Consider the following 15,790-nt stretch of genomic DNA (forward strand, 5'->3'; position numbering starts at 1 on the left):
TTCAATCGAACAACGCGACTTGGACATCGCGTTGGCCTTTGAAGGGATTGCGGCCATGGGCGACGGCAATGTTATCGATCAACAGCATGTCACCGCTCTGCCAGGGAAACGCAATCTCCTGCGCCTCCGACGCGTCGTATATCGGAACGATTTCATCGTCCGGGATCGGCGTTCCGTCGCCCAGCCGCACATCGTAAGGGCGTGCCGGTTTGTCCTGATAGGCGTGCTGAATGTAGGCGTAACCCGGCTTGCCGAGGGAACGGGCATTGTTGTGTTGGGTCGACAGTTGATTGAACCAGATCGCTTCGCCGGTCAGCGGATGTTTCAACATGGCATCCCCGGTATGCGAGACCGTGATGCTGCCATCGTCGAGCCACTGGTAGTCGAGGCGGGTATCACGGCACAGCTGTTCGACCTGCTGCGGATCATCAGTCAGGAACGCTTCATCCCAAGGGCGGTGGTATTCGCGCATATGGGTGTTGCGCGGTTCATTCTCGGGCGTGCTGGGGGCACGGAAGTTGCGCAAGTATTGAATGCGCGCGGCGCTGAAGCGTTCGATCAAGTGCGGCGGCAGGCGGCGGGTAACGGCTCGCATGTCGCACAGAATGGTTTCGCCGCCTTCTGCTGAGGGCTGTTTACAAAAGAAGGCCAGTTTCTGTGGGTAGTGCGCCATGTAAGCCTTTTCCTGATGCAGACCGATTTTCAGGGTGGCCGGGATGCGTGTCGATTCGTAGACTCTGCCCTCGATGTTCTTGCATGGCGTGGCGCCGCCGATATAACCGAACGCATGCTCAGGATAGCTTTGTGCAATTGCCTGGAAGTCCGCGTTTTCGCGCAATGGAAAACCACGGAACAACAGGCAACCGAATTCCAGCAGCATGCTGTCAAAGGTCGCCTGATGAAGGCGATACCACGTCGTAAAAGCCTCGCGGTCATCGCTTAGCGTAGTGTCGACAGGCGTTATGACGAGCGGCATGTGCTCGGGTGACAGGAAGCCACACTGTACCCGCGCGCTGCCCAGCCTTTGCTGAAAGTGCTCAACCCGATCTAAACGATGATCCATAGCCTTTTCCCCGACGAATTGCGTATCAAGCCAGCAAAGGCTTTTTGATGAGGATTTCGAAACCCAGTGCGCCCATGCCGGAGCTGGGGCTGGTGACTACCGTGCAATGATCCAGACCCGCCTCGATGACCAGCGCGCGCGCTTCTTCCAGGGTGACTTTCTCTTCAACATGGGTCGGTGGATAACCCACTGAAGCGCGCATTTGAGTGAATTTTTCGAGCAAGTCGGGGGCGACATCGCGGCGCATGTCGTGCACCAGGCCGACTCCGCCCGGTTGCAGCACGCGATACATCTCCGTCAGGCTTTTCAGCTTGTCCGGCAAGTGATGCAAGGTGGCGCGGCTAACGGCCATAGTCAGGCTGTTGTCCGCGAATGGCAGGTCCAGGGCGTCGCCCACCTTGAGTTCGATGGTGTCGCTCAGGCCCAGGGCTTCGATGCGCGGTCGGCCGCCTTCGAGCATGGTTTCGTCCAGATCCAGACCGATGAAATGCCAGCCCTTCAGTACGTGGTCGGCGGCCAGACGCACCGGGACCACGACCGTGGCGGTGCCGATATCGACCAAGGCGCCCGGCGGCAAGTCGCGGGCAATCTGGCGGATGCGGGTGACGAACAATACATCCCAGGGTTCCAGAGCTTGCGAGGCAAAGCGGTCGTATTCGTCAGCAGGGCGTAGATTTTTCAATAACATGGGTACGTTCTCGTCTTGGATGGCGTTAGAAGAAGATTCAGCGTTGAACTATCAAGTGCGTCTGGCTTATTTCTTGTCTTACAGCCACCCCACGGGAACGGTGGCCAACAACTTGCGCGCGGCTTTGCTGTTGACACCGAAAGCAGGGCGGTCGCGCCGCTCGATGGCATGCGCGACCATGGCCGCCACCCGGCCACAGAGCCCGAGGCCGACACCCCAGCGGGCTTGCGTCACGCCGAGATCGAGTAGGGCTGCAGCGGTGATGAAATCAATATTCGGCCGTAGGCCTTTGCGCTCCAGAACGTGGGCACAGACAACGTCGAAAATTTCCAGATAGCGCCCCCCGAAACCCCATTCGGCAAACAGGGTCCGGATGTGCGGCGGCCGTGGGTCCTGCACAAACAGCGGATGGCCGAAGCCAAACAACAGGTTGCCCGGCTGATCCAGCTCGTGGTCGACCGCTTGGCGTATGTCCGCAAGGCTGGCGTGCGCACTGATGGTCTTGAGCCAGGTCATCGCTTCTTCTGCTGCGCCGACATGGTTCGGTCCGCTGGCCATGAAACCGGCCGCCACGGCCTGCGCAAGGGTGACGCCGGTGCCGATGGCGGTACGGGGTACCAGCACCGTCGGCGTGATGTAGCCGAAACCGGCGTGCCAGGCCACCAGCAGAGCATCGACGACACGAACTGATAATGAGTCGATGTGGGGCGCGCCCATAGCCGTCAATACGGCCTCGGCGTGTTGCGTCGATGCTGCGCCGCAGGCGGCATAACCCAGCGCCGCGTGCAGAAAGTGCGGCGTTGAGGCAACGCTGACCAAGCCTTGGATAAAGTCCAGATGTGTAGGCAAACCGCGCGCGGTGGCTTCGATCAGGGCAATATTTTCCAGCGCTGCCAGATCACCGAGAAGGCCACAGGCGGCCGCTTGAACGATGCCGGCACCGCTGTCGGCCACGGCTTCGATACCACGCCGATAGGCAGGCGCCTGCGACAGATGGCTGGCAATACGCACCAGAACGGCGTCAACGGCCTGGCTCTCGGTTGGGGTAGGCAGGCTGCCAAACCACGCCAGCCATAGCGCCGTGGGGAAGTCGACGATGCCGATCAGGTCATTGAGGTTACGACCCCTGACCCACAGCCCTTCATTGGGCTCAATCGTGGCGCCGTCGATATTGGTGCCGCGATACAGAGTGCGCGGTCCGCCAAACAGGCTCTGCGGTGGTGTGGGTATCAGTGGCTCGGCTTGTACCAGTTCATCAAGCGCAATGCTGCAATGGGCGACCAGCAGATTTTCTATGGCCTGTGCGTGTTGCGTGACCGTCGGCAGGATGTTGGCGAAAAAATAGTGCGCGGTTTTGACCTTGCCCCGGTAAAAAGCGGTTTCTTCGGCACTCAGTGGCTGGCGCAATTCATGCTCAGCCAGGCAGGCCGATTCCAGCAAAACCCAGGCGCTGGCGGTGAGGCCGAGCATTTCCAAAAAGCGGGTATAGAACTGGCTGGTTTCGTGTGTGCGGCCTGCCCGTACGTGCTCATTGATATGGGTTAGCGCCTGCTCTACGGCGACCATGGCGTTTTCCAGCGCCGGGAACTGGTCGTGCAGCTCAGAACCGACACCCGTTGTGTTGTTCAAGAAGGCATCCAGCTCTTCGCGCAGATACTTGATCAAGCGTGAGTTCCTGCCGAATCCGAGCTTGTCGCGCACCAAGTCCTGGGACTGGATGTAGTTGGTCCCTTCCCAGATCGACAGGATTTTCACGTCGCGCGCATTTTGCTCAACAGGGTAAGCATCGGTGTAGCCGATGCCGCCATGCACTTGTATCGCCAGCTCGCAGATTTTCCAGGCCTGATCCGAGACGAACGCCTTGCAGATCGGCGTGAACAGCAGCACCAGCTTGCGGTATTTTTCGACCTGAGCTTCGTCCAGTACCGGCTCGGCTTCCAGGGCAAAAGCCTGGCTCGATGCGCCGGTCAACTTACCGAGCAGCCCACGGCAGCCTTCTACCCGCGCCTTCATTTCCAGCAGCATGCGCTGTACGTCGGCGTGTTCGATGATGGCCACAGGCGGTGCGCTGGCGTCGGAAGTGCGACTGATGGCACGCCCCTGAAACCGTTTACCGGCGAATTCGGTTGAATGCAGATAGGCGCTGGAGGCCAGACCCAGGCCAATAATCGCCGTGCTCATACGCGCCTGATTCATCAAGGGCACCAGTTGCAGCAAGCCAGCATTCTTGCGGTCGCCCAGCAGTACAGCGCGGGTGGTGCCGCTGCGACCAAACACCAGTTGGGTATTGGCGCAGCCCTTCAATCCCATTTTGCGCAGCAATGACGTGCACTCGACATGGTTGTCTTCCAGCTCGCCCGTTTCCGGATTTGGCCAGAAGCGCGGCACCAGCAGGCAGGACAGCGAGTAGGAGGTCGAGGTGGTGGTATTGATGCGACCCAACACAAAATAAACGGTGTTTTCGGTCAGCGAATGCATACCAGCCGAGATGTAAACCTTTTCGCCGCTCACGGCGTATTCGCCGTTTTCAAGGGGCTTTGCAAGGGTGGTGACAGCCGTCAGGTCGCTGCCGGCCTGCTGCTCGGTGGCGCAGAAACACGCGTCCCAGTCGTAATGCTGAAGTTTGCGCAGGTACGTTGCCTTTTGCGCGGCGGTACCGTGCAGCTTTAACAGCTTGATGGCCGGAAAATTGAAACCGCCGTAGGTCATGAATGCCGGATTGGCGCCCATGAACATTTCCTGGATGGCTTGCCGGATCAGGGGTGGCAAGGCCGGTTGCTGGGATTCGCTGTCGTTGCCCAGCACCTGAATCCATTCATCCTTATAGCGTTTCCAGAGCTCGTGAAATTCTTCAGGAATTTCGACGTTGCCGTTTTCCAGCAAGCGGCATTCCTGTTTGTCGGAAGGTTGATAGGCCTTGCCTAACTCATAAGCGAACTCACGGGCGCGCTCCAGCAAGGCATCGTAGTAGGCACGCGTCTTGTCGTTGAACGGCGCCCGTGCGAGAAACTTCTGGTCGGTTTTATGCAGTTCCCACAAAAAAAAGCGAAGCTCACGCAGGCTGACTTTATAAGCAGACATAGGTTTTCCTGATGAATAAGCGGTGTGAATCTTGATTCAGGCGCCAGCCTGTATCTCGGCCACAATGGCGCCAGCGGTGCCGCACAGCGCCGCATCCCACAGCAAGGCGGTGGCCGTCTTCCCCTCAGGGAGGCTGGCACGCAGGCGCAGTAGCGACAGCAAAGGAGCTGCGCTCGAGTGGTGCGCGCGGGCACCCAATTCGAAATGTCGGTCTTGCGCAATACCCAGTTCGCGGCTGACGCCAAGGGTGAAGCTGTCGCTGAATCCGGCCGGTAACACCCAATCGATGTCGCTGGAGCTCAGGCCGGAACGTTCGAGTGCCGTTTGCGCTGCGCTCACTGCCATCGGGTGCAGGCGTTCAGCCTGGGCGGCTGGTGTCAGTCCCCAGGGATTGTCGATGGCCGCGCCATAGTGCATCGCCGAGGCGCGTAGGGTTCCCCAGCCTGACCCCGCCTGACCGTCGCCCTCCAGCAAGATCGCCGCTGCGCCGTCGCCGTACACCACCAGATCACCCCAGGCGCGGAAGAATGGGTAAAGCCACTTATCGGACGCCACCAACAGCACCTTGCCGCCGAGACTGACCAGCGCTTCGATCATGGTCAGTGCGTTGAACACACCGGCAGTACCCGATTGGCCGATGGCGAAAGGCAATGCTTTGGGCAAACCCAGTGCATGCTGGATACGGCCTGCGACCGATTCATTAATGCGTTGGTTAAGGGCGGTATTGGTCACCACAATGTGGGTCACCTGTGCCAGCGTTTCTGCCGGAACCTGTTGACGCAACAGCGCGACCGCTTCCAGTGCAAGGTCGGCGCAGCTTTGCAAAGGAGGCGCTACGGGCAGAGCGATGCTCGCCGTAGGAAGCAGCCGACGCTCTTCTTCGGCGTCGATCCTGCCTTTGCCACGAGGCATGGAAAAGACCGCCGACTTGTACAGCAGATGGCCATAGCCGATGTTTTTTTCCTGAGCTTGTACCGCCCGGAAAGGGGTCGTATCGGGGACGTGAGAAGTGATAGCGCGGATTCGAAGCATGAGGCTATTCCGTGACCGTAATTGAGGTGGAGAAAAACTCGGAAAACTGTTGCTTCAACTGTTTTCGGTCGATCTTGCCGTTCGGATTGCGCGGTAAAGGTGAGTCATGGAATGACACATGCAGCGGCACCATATAGGTCGGCAATTTGTCCCTGCACAGCTTGATCAGTGCCTGGGCGGTGGTCTGCATGTGCGGGTGGGCGAACAGGCTGATGATGATGGCTTCGCCCTGTTGCGGATGCGGCACACCAAACGCTGCCGCCTCAGTCACGTCATCCACGGCAAACAGGATTTCTTCGACTTCGGTGGGGCTGACGCGATAACCGGAGGTCTTGATCATGTCGTCGCTGCGCGCAACGAAATACAGAAAATCATCGCTGTCGCGGTAGACGATATCGCCTGACCAGACCGCTGTTTCGGCGCGCGAAATCTGCCGCTCCGGGTGTAGCCAGGGACGAAAGCGTTGAGCGGTCAGTTCTGGGTCATTCCAGTACCCGAGCGTGACGAACGCCCCCCGGTGTACCAATTCGCCGTGCTCGCCGGCGTCACATTCGGTGCCGTTGGGGCGCATCACGCGAATATCTGCGTTTGGGACCGCTTTGCCGATGGAGTCGGGCCGCGTGACGGCCGCTTCCGGCGCCAGGTAGGTCGAGCGGAAAGCCTCGGTCAAGCCGTACATCAGGTACGGCAGCGCATTGGGAAATGCGGTTTTGAGTTTTTCCAGCAAAGGCGGTGGCATATGCCCGCCGGTATTGGCGAAGCAGCGAATGCGTGCGCCAGCAGGCTGCGGCCATTGCACTGACGCCAGTTGCATCCAGAGGGGCGGCACGCCGGTAATCACGGTGACGCCATGGGCTTCACAAAACGTCGGGACTTCGTTCGCTTGCAGGAAATCCAGCGGGGCGTAGCAAGCGCCGCTGACCAGCGCCGTGGTTAGCTGACTGAACCCGGCATCGAAGCTCAGCGGCAACACGCCCAGGATGACGTCATCGGCCCGCAAGCGCAGGTAGTGAGCGACGCTATAGGCGCCAGACACCAGATTACGTTGCGACAGCACCACCCCTTTGGGCCGTCCCGTTGAGCCGGAGGTGTACAAAATGGCCGCAGGATCATTGTCTGTGACGGCGGTGTTTGCGTTGAAAAACGCCGCATCGCCCAGCGTGTTCAGGGCCTCAGACTGTGGTTTTTCCAGTTGCCAGATATCCAGTTCGATGTCATTCAACGCCGCCTCGATACGTCTGAGGCGTGCCCCCGTACTGATGAGCAAGCGAGCACCGCTGTCCAGCAGGATATGGCGTACCTGCTGCTCTTTGAGCTGAGGATTGATGGGCACCAGAATCGCACCCCGGGCATTGATCGCCAGGAACATGACGACGGTTTCGTACTGCTTGCCCGTATAGACAGCAACGCGTTCGCCCGCTCGCACGCCGCTATCGGCCAGCCTCTTTGCCGCCCGGCGCACGTCCTCCAGCAGTTCGGAATAAGTCGCCAGCTTTGCGCCTTGCGCGAACGCACGGCGGTCGCCATGGTGTTGGGCGCTGTCTTTCAACAGGTCGTACAAACTGATGTGGGCGGTCATGGTGACGTCCCTAGGATTGGTGGATATAGGTGTGTGCCGGGCTCTGCGAGAGAAAAGCGCCGACGCTGTACGTCTGGTTATAGGCGCCGCAGTTCTCGAAGATCACCAGATCGCCCACGCTCGGCGGGGCCGACAGGCCATGATTCCAGCCGATTACATCGGCGCGGCTGCAGGTACTGCCCACGAACTGAATCGGCAACAGGGGCGCGTCAACAGGTGACTGTTGCCGCCGCAGCAGGCGCGGCTGGGCGTAGTGCTTCAACATGGATTCGGTTTTGGCCAGCAGGAAGTTGTGGCTCAGGCCACCGTCGCAGACGGCAACGTAGCGCTCACCCAGGGCTTTGACTGAACGCACGCGGGTCACGAAAGTGCCTGCGCCAGCGAAGACGCCGCGTCCGGACTCGTGGACGACCTTGAAGTCTTTTTGCAGCGGTGCAATGCGCTGGCGATACGCGTCAAACGTCTGCGCCTGCCCAGAGAAGTGCTCGGAGAAACCGCCGCCGACGTTAAGAAACTCAACCAGCATGCCCGTGAAGCGTGCTATTTGCGGCGCAAACGCAGCGAGCGCATGGGCAAGGGCAGCGGCATCGGCACCCTTGTCATCAACGTGAAAACTATTGGAACCCGCAAACGTATGGAGGCCGATGATGGGTACGTTGGCCTGGGCCAATGCCACAGCCGTCAGCAAGGCGTCGTGGCGACTCATGCCGAAATGGTCTGCCGGGTGTTTGCCCGAGTTGACCAGTTGGCCCGCATTTATGCGCAATACCGTTTGCGGCGCGGTCTGTTTGCCGATGACGCGAATCAGTCTCTGCGCTTGCTCCAGGCTGTCGATAATGAACGTGCAGCGTGAGGCCAGCGCCGCGCGCATGAAATCTTCATCCATCGACGGATTGTTCACGTATTTGGGGGTGTTGATGCGACCCGCGACAATGTCGAGTTCGCCTTGGCTGGCCAGCTCCACACCGTCGATGAAGGCGTGGCCGCAACGGATCAACAAATCCAGATTTGGATTGGCCTTGAGCGACACAATCAACGGTGTACCCAAGCGCTCGCGTAAATCAGCGTACCGTGCCATTACCACGGTGGGGTCCAGTACGTAGCAGGGCGTTTTAAGACTCAGCAGCCATTCTTGGGTCATTGCTTCGTCGCCCCTGACGGGCGCGCAGGCGGTGGTCATGGTCATGTCAATTCACCGGATGAAGGGTCAATGCCGAAAAAGAACCGTTGTCCGATTCCGTTATGTTCATCAGGTGCGCCCCGGCATCGACCTTGCTCAAACCAATGTCCGCCAGGTTGATCGCCAAGTCCGAGCCAAAGGAGTGACCTTTGTGCAGGATGTTGTCGGAGTAGAGCGTGGTGGAGGGTATCCCCATGGCGTTACAGAAGGCCTTCCAGCCAGAGTGGTTGGAGTTGTAAGGCAAAATGCAGGAGAAATCGCTGAGCGCCATGCCACAGTCGGCCACGGCTTCCTTCATGACCTTGCGGGTGTAATGCCACTCCAGATTGAACATCTCCTTTTTCACCGCGTTGTTGGTCACGGAGCCCAGATACCAGCTGCCATAGTTGCGCACGGCCGTTGCACCGACCCGGTTGCGCCGGCTGTTACGGGTCACCAGCAAGCACCCCGCGCCATCACTTAATATGCTCGCCTGCAGCACCCGGTAACGTTCGATAAAGACGCGGTCGGACGACACGATCAGCACCGAATGCAGTTGGTTATGGACATTCATCAAGGCCTTGGCCATCTGAATGGCGACGCTGATCGACGAGCAATTGAGCTGTGCGATTGAACCGGCCCAGATTGGCTTTATGCCGAATGCCGTCGCCACTTCCAGCGGCAGACTGCGCGGCGCCGGCGGAATGCTGAATAACCCGGTATGAACATGGATCAGCGCACCGATGTCGCTGCCCTTGAAGCCGTGCTCATCTTGCAGGCGAGCGACTGCGCGCTTTGCCAGCTCGACTTCATCGATGTCCGGTGCCACATGGAAATAACGGCAACCCGCATTGCGGATCATGTCAAAGCGTTCGGCGGGCAACTTGTGGTGCTGAGCCCAGTCATTAATATCCTGACGTTCGCCGGGCAATTCGTAAGCGGCGGCTTCAATGCCGATCGTGAAGGGAGCGGGGCTGTTTGTTGCCGCAGTAGTTGGGGGCGTCATGACTGTATTCCTGTTAAGCCGGCATCGGCATGGCGGCGTAGTCCAGCACTTTGAGCTTTTCAAAGGCATCGCTTACACGGGGCGTCAGCAAGCCCATTTCGCGGATAGTCGGCACCAGCCGCCGGAAAATGGAACGGCGCATGGAGTTGGCCACTTCCGAACTCCTGACCAGATGGCTGCACTCTTTTTTGGATAAGCCCATCGGCTCCCATATGTCGTCGGCGCACAGGTGTTCGTACAAGGTGTAAGCACCTTCAACCACAAACTCTTCGCGTTCCTTGCGTTCGGTTCCGCTCATTTCCTTGTACACGCTGCCCAGCGTGATGCGGCCAATGGCGAAGTGGCGCGCCTCATCGCGCTGAATGCGCGTCATCAGGTCTTTGATAAAAGGGTCTTTGGTGTAGGCGACCATGCTTTGAAACAGTGACAGCGCAATGCCTTCCACCAGCACTTGCATACCGAGGTTGGTCATGTCGAGTTTGTTAGTGGTGATGGTGTCTTCCAGCAGGCCTTTGAGCGCCTTGCTCATGGGGTAGCTGATGGGCAACTTGTTATTCACCAGGCGACCGAACGCTTCAATATGACGGGCTTCATCGATGATTTGCCCGGCGGCACAGAGGCGGGCCGAAAGGCTTTCTTCTGCCACCGCCAGTTTTGATGCGCAAATCAGGGCCGCCTGTTCACCGTGCAGTACCTGTGACAGGGTCCAGCCTTGAGAGTGATGGCGAATTTCGGCACGGTTTTGTTCATTCATTTTGTTCCAGACATCGGTGCCGTAGATCAGCAGAGTGCCGTCCGGCATGCCCAGTGGATTGTCTGGATTGAGCTCGTAGCTCCAATCGATGTCGGTATTGACATCCCATTGGTTGGCTTTGGTTTTCTGATACAGCGCATTCAAGCTGTCATCGCTGAAATCGTAGGTCTGCGACATATAAGCGTCGACCGAAAAATTCCACTTGATCGACTCGCCATCGTCCACTGTCTGTTTGTGCTCTGTTTGCATGATCACACCTGTTCGTGCGTGCATTTCGGTTGAGAGGCCGTGAACGGCTCATGCTCAGGTGATGGGCACACCTGTGCGGCGAGGTAGTCCAGGTCGGGTAAGAACCACTCGGTAATGGCTGGCGTTTGCGCGGTATTCCAGGCAGCGAGGTGCAGGAGGTTATCGCCGCCGTCCCACAGGTCGCGGCGAATCTGTTCGGCGCTGATCCAGACCACCGGCGTCTGTAGCTGGCGCGCCCAGAACAAGGCCTCGTTCCATAAATGCGCGCCCATCGTCACGCGTGGATCGAGCAGGTTTTTTGGCAGCGCAAGGTCGATGGAAGGCATGCGTACCTGCGCCATGACAAGCGTTTGCTCACCGCAGCTGTCCCAAATGTGCCGGGCCAGCGTCGACAGCAAGGTGTAGTACTGCGAGTTGTTGACCAGAACAGGCGCGGGGTTGTCGTGTGCGTACACACCTCGGCGTGCGTAGTCTTGCGCCTCGAACAGTGGCAGGTTGCGAGCTGAACACGGGATCGCCTTGTTGTGATCCGGGTTGCGCTGCAACAGCAGGGAACAACGTTGTGCGCGCTTCACATTTCACCTTCCAGTGCATAGTGCAGATCGGGCGCGAGCGTTATCTGAGCAATCGAAAAGTAGCCATTCATTGCCAGCGAAGAAACGATGCAATCGCTGCCGGTGTGCGCGGTACCCGCGCCCAGTTCGCCCAGTAGCGAAAGCCAGGGGTCGCTGCCGAAGGAATGACCGAATCGTTGATAGTGGTCGCCGTGTACGGACGACGTGTCGAAGCACTTGAACAGGGCGCGGCGCGACATTTCCGGGAAAAACGGAACAGCGATGCCTAAGCCAGATCGGCTTTCGGTGAAGCTGCGCAGGTTTCGGCCTAACTGCAGCAGGGCATTGGCCTGGCTTGCAGTGCCGATGAGCAGCATATTTTTGGGCTCTGGCATCACGTCAATCACTAACGTGCAAATGCCAAAACCGGATTTTCCCCATCGATTGTTGCCTAACCAATAGGTGAAATTGTGGATGTCGGTATCGACAATCTGCAGTAACAGCCTGCGACGACCGCTGAGCTGAGCCTTGCCCTGGATATACCGCAGGATGAAACCCCAGCCTGTGCATTCATAGGCGTTGGTGACCCAGTCAGGACGGCACCCGTAATGGGTGGCTATCGCCTCTTGAAACAAGCCTGCGTGGGGCGATCCGTCCGCCAAAAACTGTGACAGCACGGTAGAGCTCACCACGTAATCGTCTATAGGGCCTGCGTCGCTCGCATAATGACGAGCCTCATCGCCTACCCGCTGCCCCAACGCCAACGCTGCATCCTCCAGGCTCACCTGGGGCGACACAAAGGGTGTTTCTGTGCGCCGATAAGCGACCGTGTGGACCCTGAAAGCCGGAACGGTGCCCAGCGGCGGCGTTGATGCAAAGGGCTGCGAGTTCGACATGTTGAGCTTCTGGTATGAGGGTGGCTGGCAATCAGGCGACTTGTTGCTGCTGCAACTGCGAGTCGATTTGCTCCAGGGTGGTGTACTGCGTGATGTTCAGTTGCTCAGGATCAATCGATCCGTAGAGCTGTTCGCAATAGACGATCAGCTCAACCACATTGAGTGAATCGATCCCCAGTTCGCCCAAACCGACATGGGTATCGACGGATTCGATATTGAGAATCTTGGCGGCTTCCTTCTTCAGAAGTTCCAGCGTGTTGAGGGTTTCAGTCATCGTGGTCATGGGTGCATCTCCTGGGGTTAAAGCGGATTAGAGTGAGTCGGATACAGGCTTGGCTACGCGCATGCTTGCGCGCAATTCGTGGTAACAGCGGTAAGAGCTGCCTTCCATTTTGGTAAACGCCAACAGGTCACGCTGGTCGAGAAAGCTCGTCACGGCGCCGCGGCTGACCAGATGTAAAAGCAGTTCATTGGAGGCGAACTTGAGTGCCAGCACTCGGTGCACGTCTTCGCTCTCGTAGCGGTCGGACAGCGTCTTGGTGCGGGCGGCGGCAGCGATGAAGTCGCGTGCCGCGCGTTCGTCGGGCGTGAGTTCGAGGCGCCCCTGATTGGCCAGCCAGTCAACATGGGCCATCAGTGCGCGCACCAGAAAAGGCCGTACCGTGGTCAGGTATTTATTGAGTACCGCCGGGCCGCCCACTTTGAGGCGATCCTCCTGGGAAACCTGCACCGTCCCCTTGACGTTCCCCAACTGCACGACATCGCCGAGAAAGGGTTCGCCGCAGAGGGTGCGCTTGAGTGTCTTGTATTGCTCGGGCCAGACCAGAAAGGCCGACGGGAAAAACGAGCCCGGCGTGCGGGCGGCAACGATTGCCATGCCATCAAGGTTGGCGTACATGCCCCATACCTTGTCGATATGCAGCTTGAAACCATCACCTTCCGGCTCAGCGACCGTGCGCCAGCTAGTGAGCGTGGGGCCGCCGGCATCACTCATCAGAAACCGCAGGGCGCTGCCGGCATCAATGCTGGCGCGGGCTCGGTCATATTGATCCGGCGTAAGGAACAGCGAAAACAAATGGGCGAAGTTCTGCATGAAGGATCGGTAGTGCAACGCCAGACCGTCTTGCTGAATGCGCTGCAGAATAGATTCCAACTCATGAGTCGGCTGCGACAGCGCCACCGAGGGCCGGTTTAGTTGCTCGGCAGACTCATAATTGAACATCGTCTGCGAAATCAACATGTCTGAATCCATCAGTCGCACGCAAGCGCGCGAAATAATCTGGATCAACTGAGCAGGAAGTTCGCCATAGATTGATAAGCGGTGAAGAACCGGTTGTGCACACACATTCAATAATGAATGGCGTGACGAACCCGTCTCCCCACCTTGCGTCAAAGTGTGCATAGAGAGTGATCCAGTATTTAAAGTTGCAGTGCGTCAGAGTTTGAATATAACTGGCGTAGTGGGTCGTTAACTCACAAGCTGCGCGGTAGCGGTGTTGTCTTTATTGTCCGCTGCACTTTGCAGATAAATGGTTCGACACTCCAGGCGCTTAAGTTTGTTGCTGGTTGTGCGTGGCAAACTGCCGGGTGCTACGAAGTTAATGGCGTGGGCGCCAAATCCAAACTTGTCGCGTAACTGGTTTTGAAGGTGGGTGCGCAGTTCCAGTTGATTATGCTTGGCGTCAAGCTCAATCAGAATAGCCAGGCTCTCGGTTCTCTGTGTCTCGTCGTAGATACCGAAGGCTGCTATTGCATTACCCCCGCTGGCCAATAAAGGGTGTAAGGCAATGACGTCTTCAATTTCATGCGGGAAATAATTACTGCCACGGATAATGATGAGTTCTTTCTTCCGGCCGAGTACAAACACGTGTTCATCCACTCGATAACCTATATCGCCGGTCGCCAACCAATCGCCGCTTTGGTACTGCTCGGTCTGGCCTTCGGCAGGTAAATAGCCGGACATGACCGAGGTGCCGCGTATAAATATTTCGCCTACTTCGCGATCCTTGGCATCGGAACGGTCCAGGGCCTTCACGGCCACTTGCATGCCCTCAATCGGGCGGCCCATCGACAGGACGGTTTCCACCCTGCGGCTGTTCTCGTCAGCGCGGCGCGCCTGCCAATGGTCGATTACCGAGGCGGAGTCGATACGGTCAGAAATGACGTAGGAGAGCGCCTGCGGGTCGTAATTAAAGTTCGTGTTGTGCATGGTCACCGCCAGCGTCGATTCCGCCATGCCGTAACAGGGTTGCAGCGCAGAACGTGAAAGACCGTGGGGCGAGAATGTCTGTGCAAAGTCCCTCAGGCACGCTTCATCGACCCTTTCGGCGCCGACAAAGATATTGCGCAACTTGCTCAGATCCACCTCTTTCATTGACGCTTCGCGGTAACGGCGAATGCAATATTGCAGGGCGAACGTCGGCGCAGCCGTGGTTGTTGCGCCAAAGCTGGACATGCGTTTGAGCCAGCCAAGCGGGTTGCGGATAAAACTGGCCGGCTGCATCAATAGCAGGGGCGCCTGGTAATACAGGTTCGACAGTAGCGTCACCAGGCCCATGTCGTGATGCAGCGGCAGCCAGGAAGCAGAGGCGTCGCCGCGCTCGGCACTGTAGCCAACGACACCGCCGATACCGCGCACATTGGCGATGACATTGCGATGACTCAGAATGGCGGCTTTGGGCCGACCGGTCGACCCCGAGGTCAGTTGCACATGATGGCCGCTGTCCGCTTGGCAGCGTTCCACGCGCACGGGAAACCCAGCGCTGGCCGCAACGTTCACCTCTGTGCTTGAAACCACACGTACAGGCAGGTGGGCAAGCAAACGTTGGAGTGCGGGGGTATTGCTGTCGGATGTGATCAGCAGGCGCGGCGCAAACAACTGACAGGCCACCTGTATCTGGTTGCGCGGTGAGTCTGCCATCAGTCTTCCAGGCAGCGCGACAGTGCAAGGTAAAGCACCAATCAAAACGCAGCCTGTCAGTAATAACAAATGATCGATTGATGCCGGCAGGGCAAGAATAACCAAGTCATTACGAACAACACCCAGTTCGGTTAAAGCTGAAGAGATGGCTAACGCTTGTTGTGCCAGCGCTGCATAGGAAATACTTTTTTCTTCCCCGTTCTCTTCAATAACAGTTATTTGTCGCACTGTGCTTTGCAGTGGGTTATCCAAGGCGCACAAGATAGCATCGATCATTGTTTCCAATTTACGATCTCCGGGAAGTCAATCAAACAAGTCTGTCAAATATTAAAAATTCAATACAACGTTCGAGTGAGCCTGCAAACCTGTAGTGCCCGGTGCGACAGACTCTAAGGGATGTAACAAAGTTTGTAAATCGGTCATATGAAACTTTCATAATCTTTCATGGGTGTCCGGGTACTGCATTTTTAGCGGGTGTTTGATTGCGTTTTAGAGCCGTTTAAAGTTCTAAACATTTGGTGCACTGCGCGGGTAGTTTTTATTTAAACGGCATGTGCCACTGTTTGTTTTTGTAATACGTGCGGGCTCTTCGTTTCGATGCTTGGCCTCGATCAGGTCGTGAGGTATGAAGTGGGATACACTTGGCGTTGAAGTTTTATTTCGCGAAGTCTATTCAACTATTCCAATAACAATCATGGGCATCCGTAGTTGACCGTTTGGTCATGTTATGGATGGGCGGCGGCAAAAACTGAGTGCAACACCTGACCTTTCCGGTACGGTGCTGCCCTATGTCTTATTCCGAACTCAGC

General features: G+C 57.7%; 13 protein-coding genes. All 13 read right to left on the reverse strand.

The window, feature by feature from the left end:
- Position 1: 1 nt before the first annotated feature.
- The gene (locus tag GHN86_RS15655; RefSeq protein WP_153379964.1) at positions 2-1,063 is read right to left on the reverse strand and encodes a TauD/TfdA family dioxygenase; all 1,062 of its coding nucleotides are present in this window, start codon (positions 1,061-1,063) and stop codon (positions 2-4) included.
- A 25-nt stretch (positions 1,064-1,088) separates the two neighbouring features.
- Positions 1,089-1,751 (reverse strand): class I SAM-dependent methyltransferase, encoded by a 663-nt coding sequence (locus tag GHN86_RS15660; protein WP_153386896.1) that lies wholly within the window; start codon positions 1,749-1,751, stop codon positions 1,089-1,091.
- A gap of 78 nt (positions 1,752-1,829) precedes the next feature.
- Positions 1,830-4,832 carry a citrate/2-methylcitrate synthase gene (locus tag GHN86_RS23690; RefSeq protein WP_228384924.1) on the reverse strand — a complete coding sequence of 1,001 codons (3,003 nt, stop codon included), beginning with the start codon at positions 4,830-4,832 and terminating at the stop codon, positions 1,830-1,832.
- A gap of 36 nt (positions 4,833-4,868) precedes the next feature.
- Complete coding sequence (locus GHN86_RS15675; protein WP_153379962.1) at positions 4,869-5,864, reverse strand: hypothetical protein; 996 nt, start codon at positions 5,862-5,864, stop codon at positions 4,869-4,871.
- 4 nt (positions 5,865-5,868) lie between these two features.
- Positions 5,869-7,443: an acyl-CoA ligase (AMP-forming), exosortase A system-associated gene (locus GHN86_RS15680; RefSeq protein ID WP_153379960.1), complete on the reverse strand. Its 1,575-nt coding sequence runs from the start codon at positions 7,441-7,443 to the stop codon at positions 5,869-5,871.
- Positions 7,444-7,453: 10 nt separating this feature from the next.
- Positions 7,454-8,629, reverse strand: a complete 1,176-nt coding sequence (locus tag GHN86_RS15685; RefSeq protein ID WP_153379958.1) for a PLP-dependent decarboxylase — start codon at positions 8,627-8,629, stop codon at positions 7,454-7,456.
- A gap of 1 nt (position 8,630) precedes the next feature.
- Positions 8,631-9,608 carry a 3-oxoacyl-ACP synthase gene (locus GHN86_RS15690; RefSeq protein WP_153379956.1) on the reverse strand — a complete coding sequence of 326 codons (978 nt, stop codon included), beginning with the start codon at positions 9,606-9,608 and terminating at the stop codon, positions 8,631-8,633.
- 13 nt (positions 9,609-9,621) lie between these two features.
- Positions 9,622-10,611, reverse strand: coding sequence for a ferritin-like domain-containing protein (locus GHN86_RS15695; protein ID WP_153379954.1), 990 nt, complete (start codon positions 10,609-10,611; stop codon positions 9,622-9,624).
- Between the two features lie 2 nt (positions 10,612-10,613).
- A complete protein-coding gene (locus GHN86_RS15700) occupies positions 10,614-11,186 on the reverse strand; it encodes a hypothetical protein (protein WP_153379952.1) in 573 nt (190 codons plus the stop codon).
- Positions 11,183-12,061 (reverse strand): hypothetical protein, encoded by an 879-nt coding sequence (locus tag GHN86_RS23695; protein WP_228384925.1) that lies wholly within the window; start codon positions 12,059-12,061, stop codon positions 11,183-11,185. Before GHN86_RS23695 ends, GHN86_RS15700 begins: the two co-directional genes overlap by 4 nt.
- A 31-nt stretch (positions 12,062-12,092) precedes the next feature.
- A complete protein-coding gene (locus tag GHN86_RS15710; protein WP_153379950.1) occupies positions 12,093-12,344 on the reverse strand; it encodes an acyl carrier protein in 252 nt (83 codons plus the stop codon).
- A 27-nt stretch (positions 12,345-12,371) separates the two neighbouring features.
- On the reverse strand, positions 12,372-13,301 hold the full coding sequence (locus tag GHN86_RS15715; RefSeq protein ID WP_153386898.1) for a hypothetical protein: 930 nt from the start codon (positions 13,299-13,301) through the stop codon (positions 12,372-12,374).
- 228 nt (positions 13,302-13,529) lie between these two features.
- Positions 13,530-15,257: an AMP-binding protein gene (locus tag GHN86_RS15720; RefSeq protein WP_153379999.1), complete on the reverse strand. Its 1,728-nt coding sequence runs from the start codon at positions 15,255-15,257 to the stop codon at positions 13,530-13,532.
- Between the last annotated feature and the right edge of the window lie 533 nt (positions 15,258-15,790).

Source organism: Pseudomonas helleri, assembly GCF_009600315.1.
GTDB classification, from domain to species: domain Bacteria; phylum Pseudomonadota; class Gammaproteobacteria; order Pseudomonadales; family Pseudomonadaceae; genus Aquipseudomonas; species Aquipseudomonas helleri_A.

What these genes read in the sequence shown, in the direction of transcription:
- GHN86_RS15655 (WP_153379964.1), bottom strand. Translation starts at nt 1,063, where the DNA reads ATGGATCATCGTTTAGATCGGGTTGAGCACTTTCAGCAAAGGCTGGGC.
- GHN86_RS15660 (WP_153386896.1), bottom strand. Translation starts at nt 1,751, where the DNA reads ATGTTATTGAAAAATCTACGCCCTGCTGACGAATACGACCGCTTTGCC.
- GHN86_RS23690 (WP_228384924.1), bottom strand. Translation starts at nt 4,832, where the DNA reads ATGTCTGCTTATAAAGTCAGCCTGCGTGAGCTTCGCTTTTTTTTGTGG.
- GHN86_RS15675 (WP_153379962.1), bottom strand. Translation starts at nt 5,864, where the DNA reads ATGCTTCGAATCCGCGCTATCACTTCTCACGTCCCCGATACGACCCCT.
- GHN86_RS15680 (WP_153379960.1), bottom strand. Translation starts at nt 7,443, where the DNA reads ATGACCGCCCACATCAGTTTGTACGACCTGTTGAAAGACAGCGCCCAA.
- GHN86_RS15685 (WP_153379958.1), bottom strand. Translation starts at nt 8,629, where the DNA reads ATGACCATGACCACCGCCTGCGCGCCCGTCAGGGGCGACGAAGCAATG.
- GHN86_RS15690 (WP_153379956.1), bottom strand. Translation starts at nt 9,608, where the DNA reads ATGACGCCCCCAACTACTGCGGCAACAAACAGCCCCGCTCCCTTCACG.
- GHN86_RS15695 (WP_153379954.1), bottom strand. Translation starts at nt 10,611, where the DNA reads ATGCAAACAGAGCACAAACAGACAGTGGACGATGGCGAGTCGATCAAG.
- GHN86_RS23695 (WP_228384925.1), bottom strand. Translation starts at nt 12,061, where the DNA reads ATGTCGAACTCGCAGCCCTTTGCATCAACGCCGCCGCTGGGCACCGTT.
- GHN86_RS15710 (WP_153379950.1), bottom strand. Translation starts at nt 12,344, where the DNA reads ATGACCACGATGACTGAAACCCTCAACACGCTGGAACTTCTGAAGAAG.
- GHN86_RS15715 (WP_153386898.1), bottom strand. Translation starts at nt 13,301, where the DNA reads ATGTTGATTTCGCAGACGATGTTCAATTATGAGTCTGCCGAGCAACTA.
- GHN86_RS15720 (WP_153379999.1), bottom strand. Translation starts at nt 15,257, where the DNA reads ATGATCGATGCTATCTTGTGCGCCTTGGATAACCCACTGCAAAGCACA.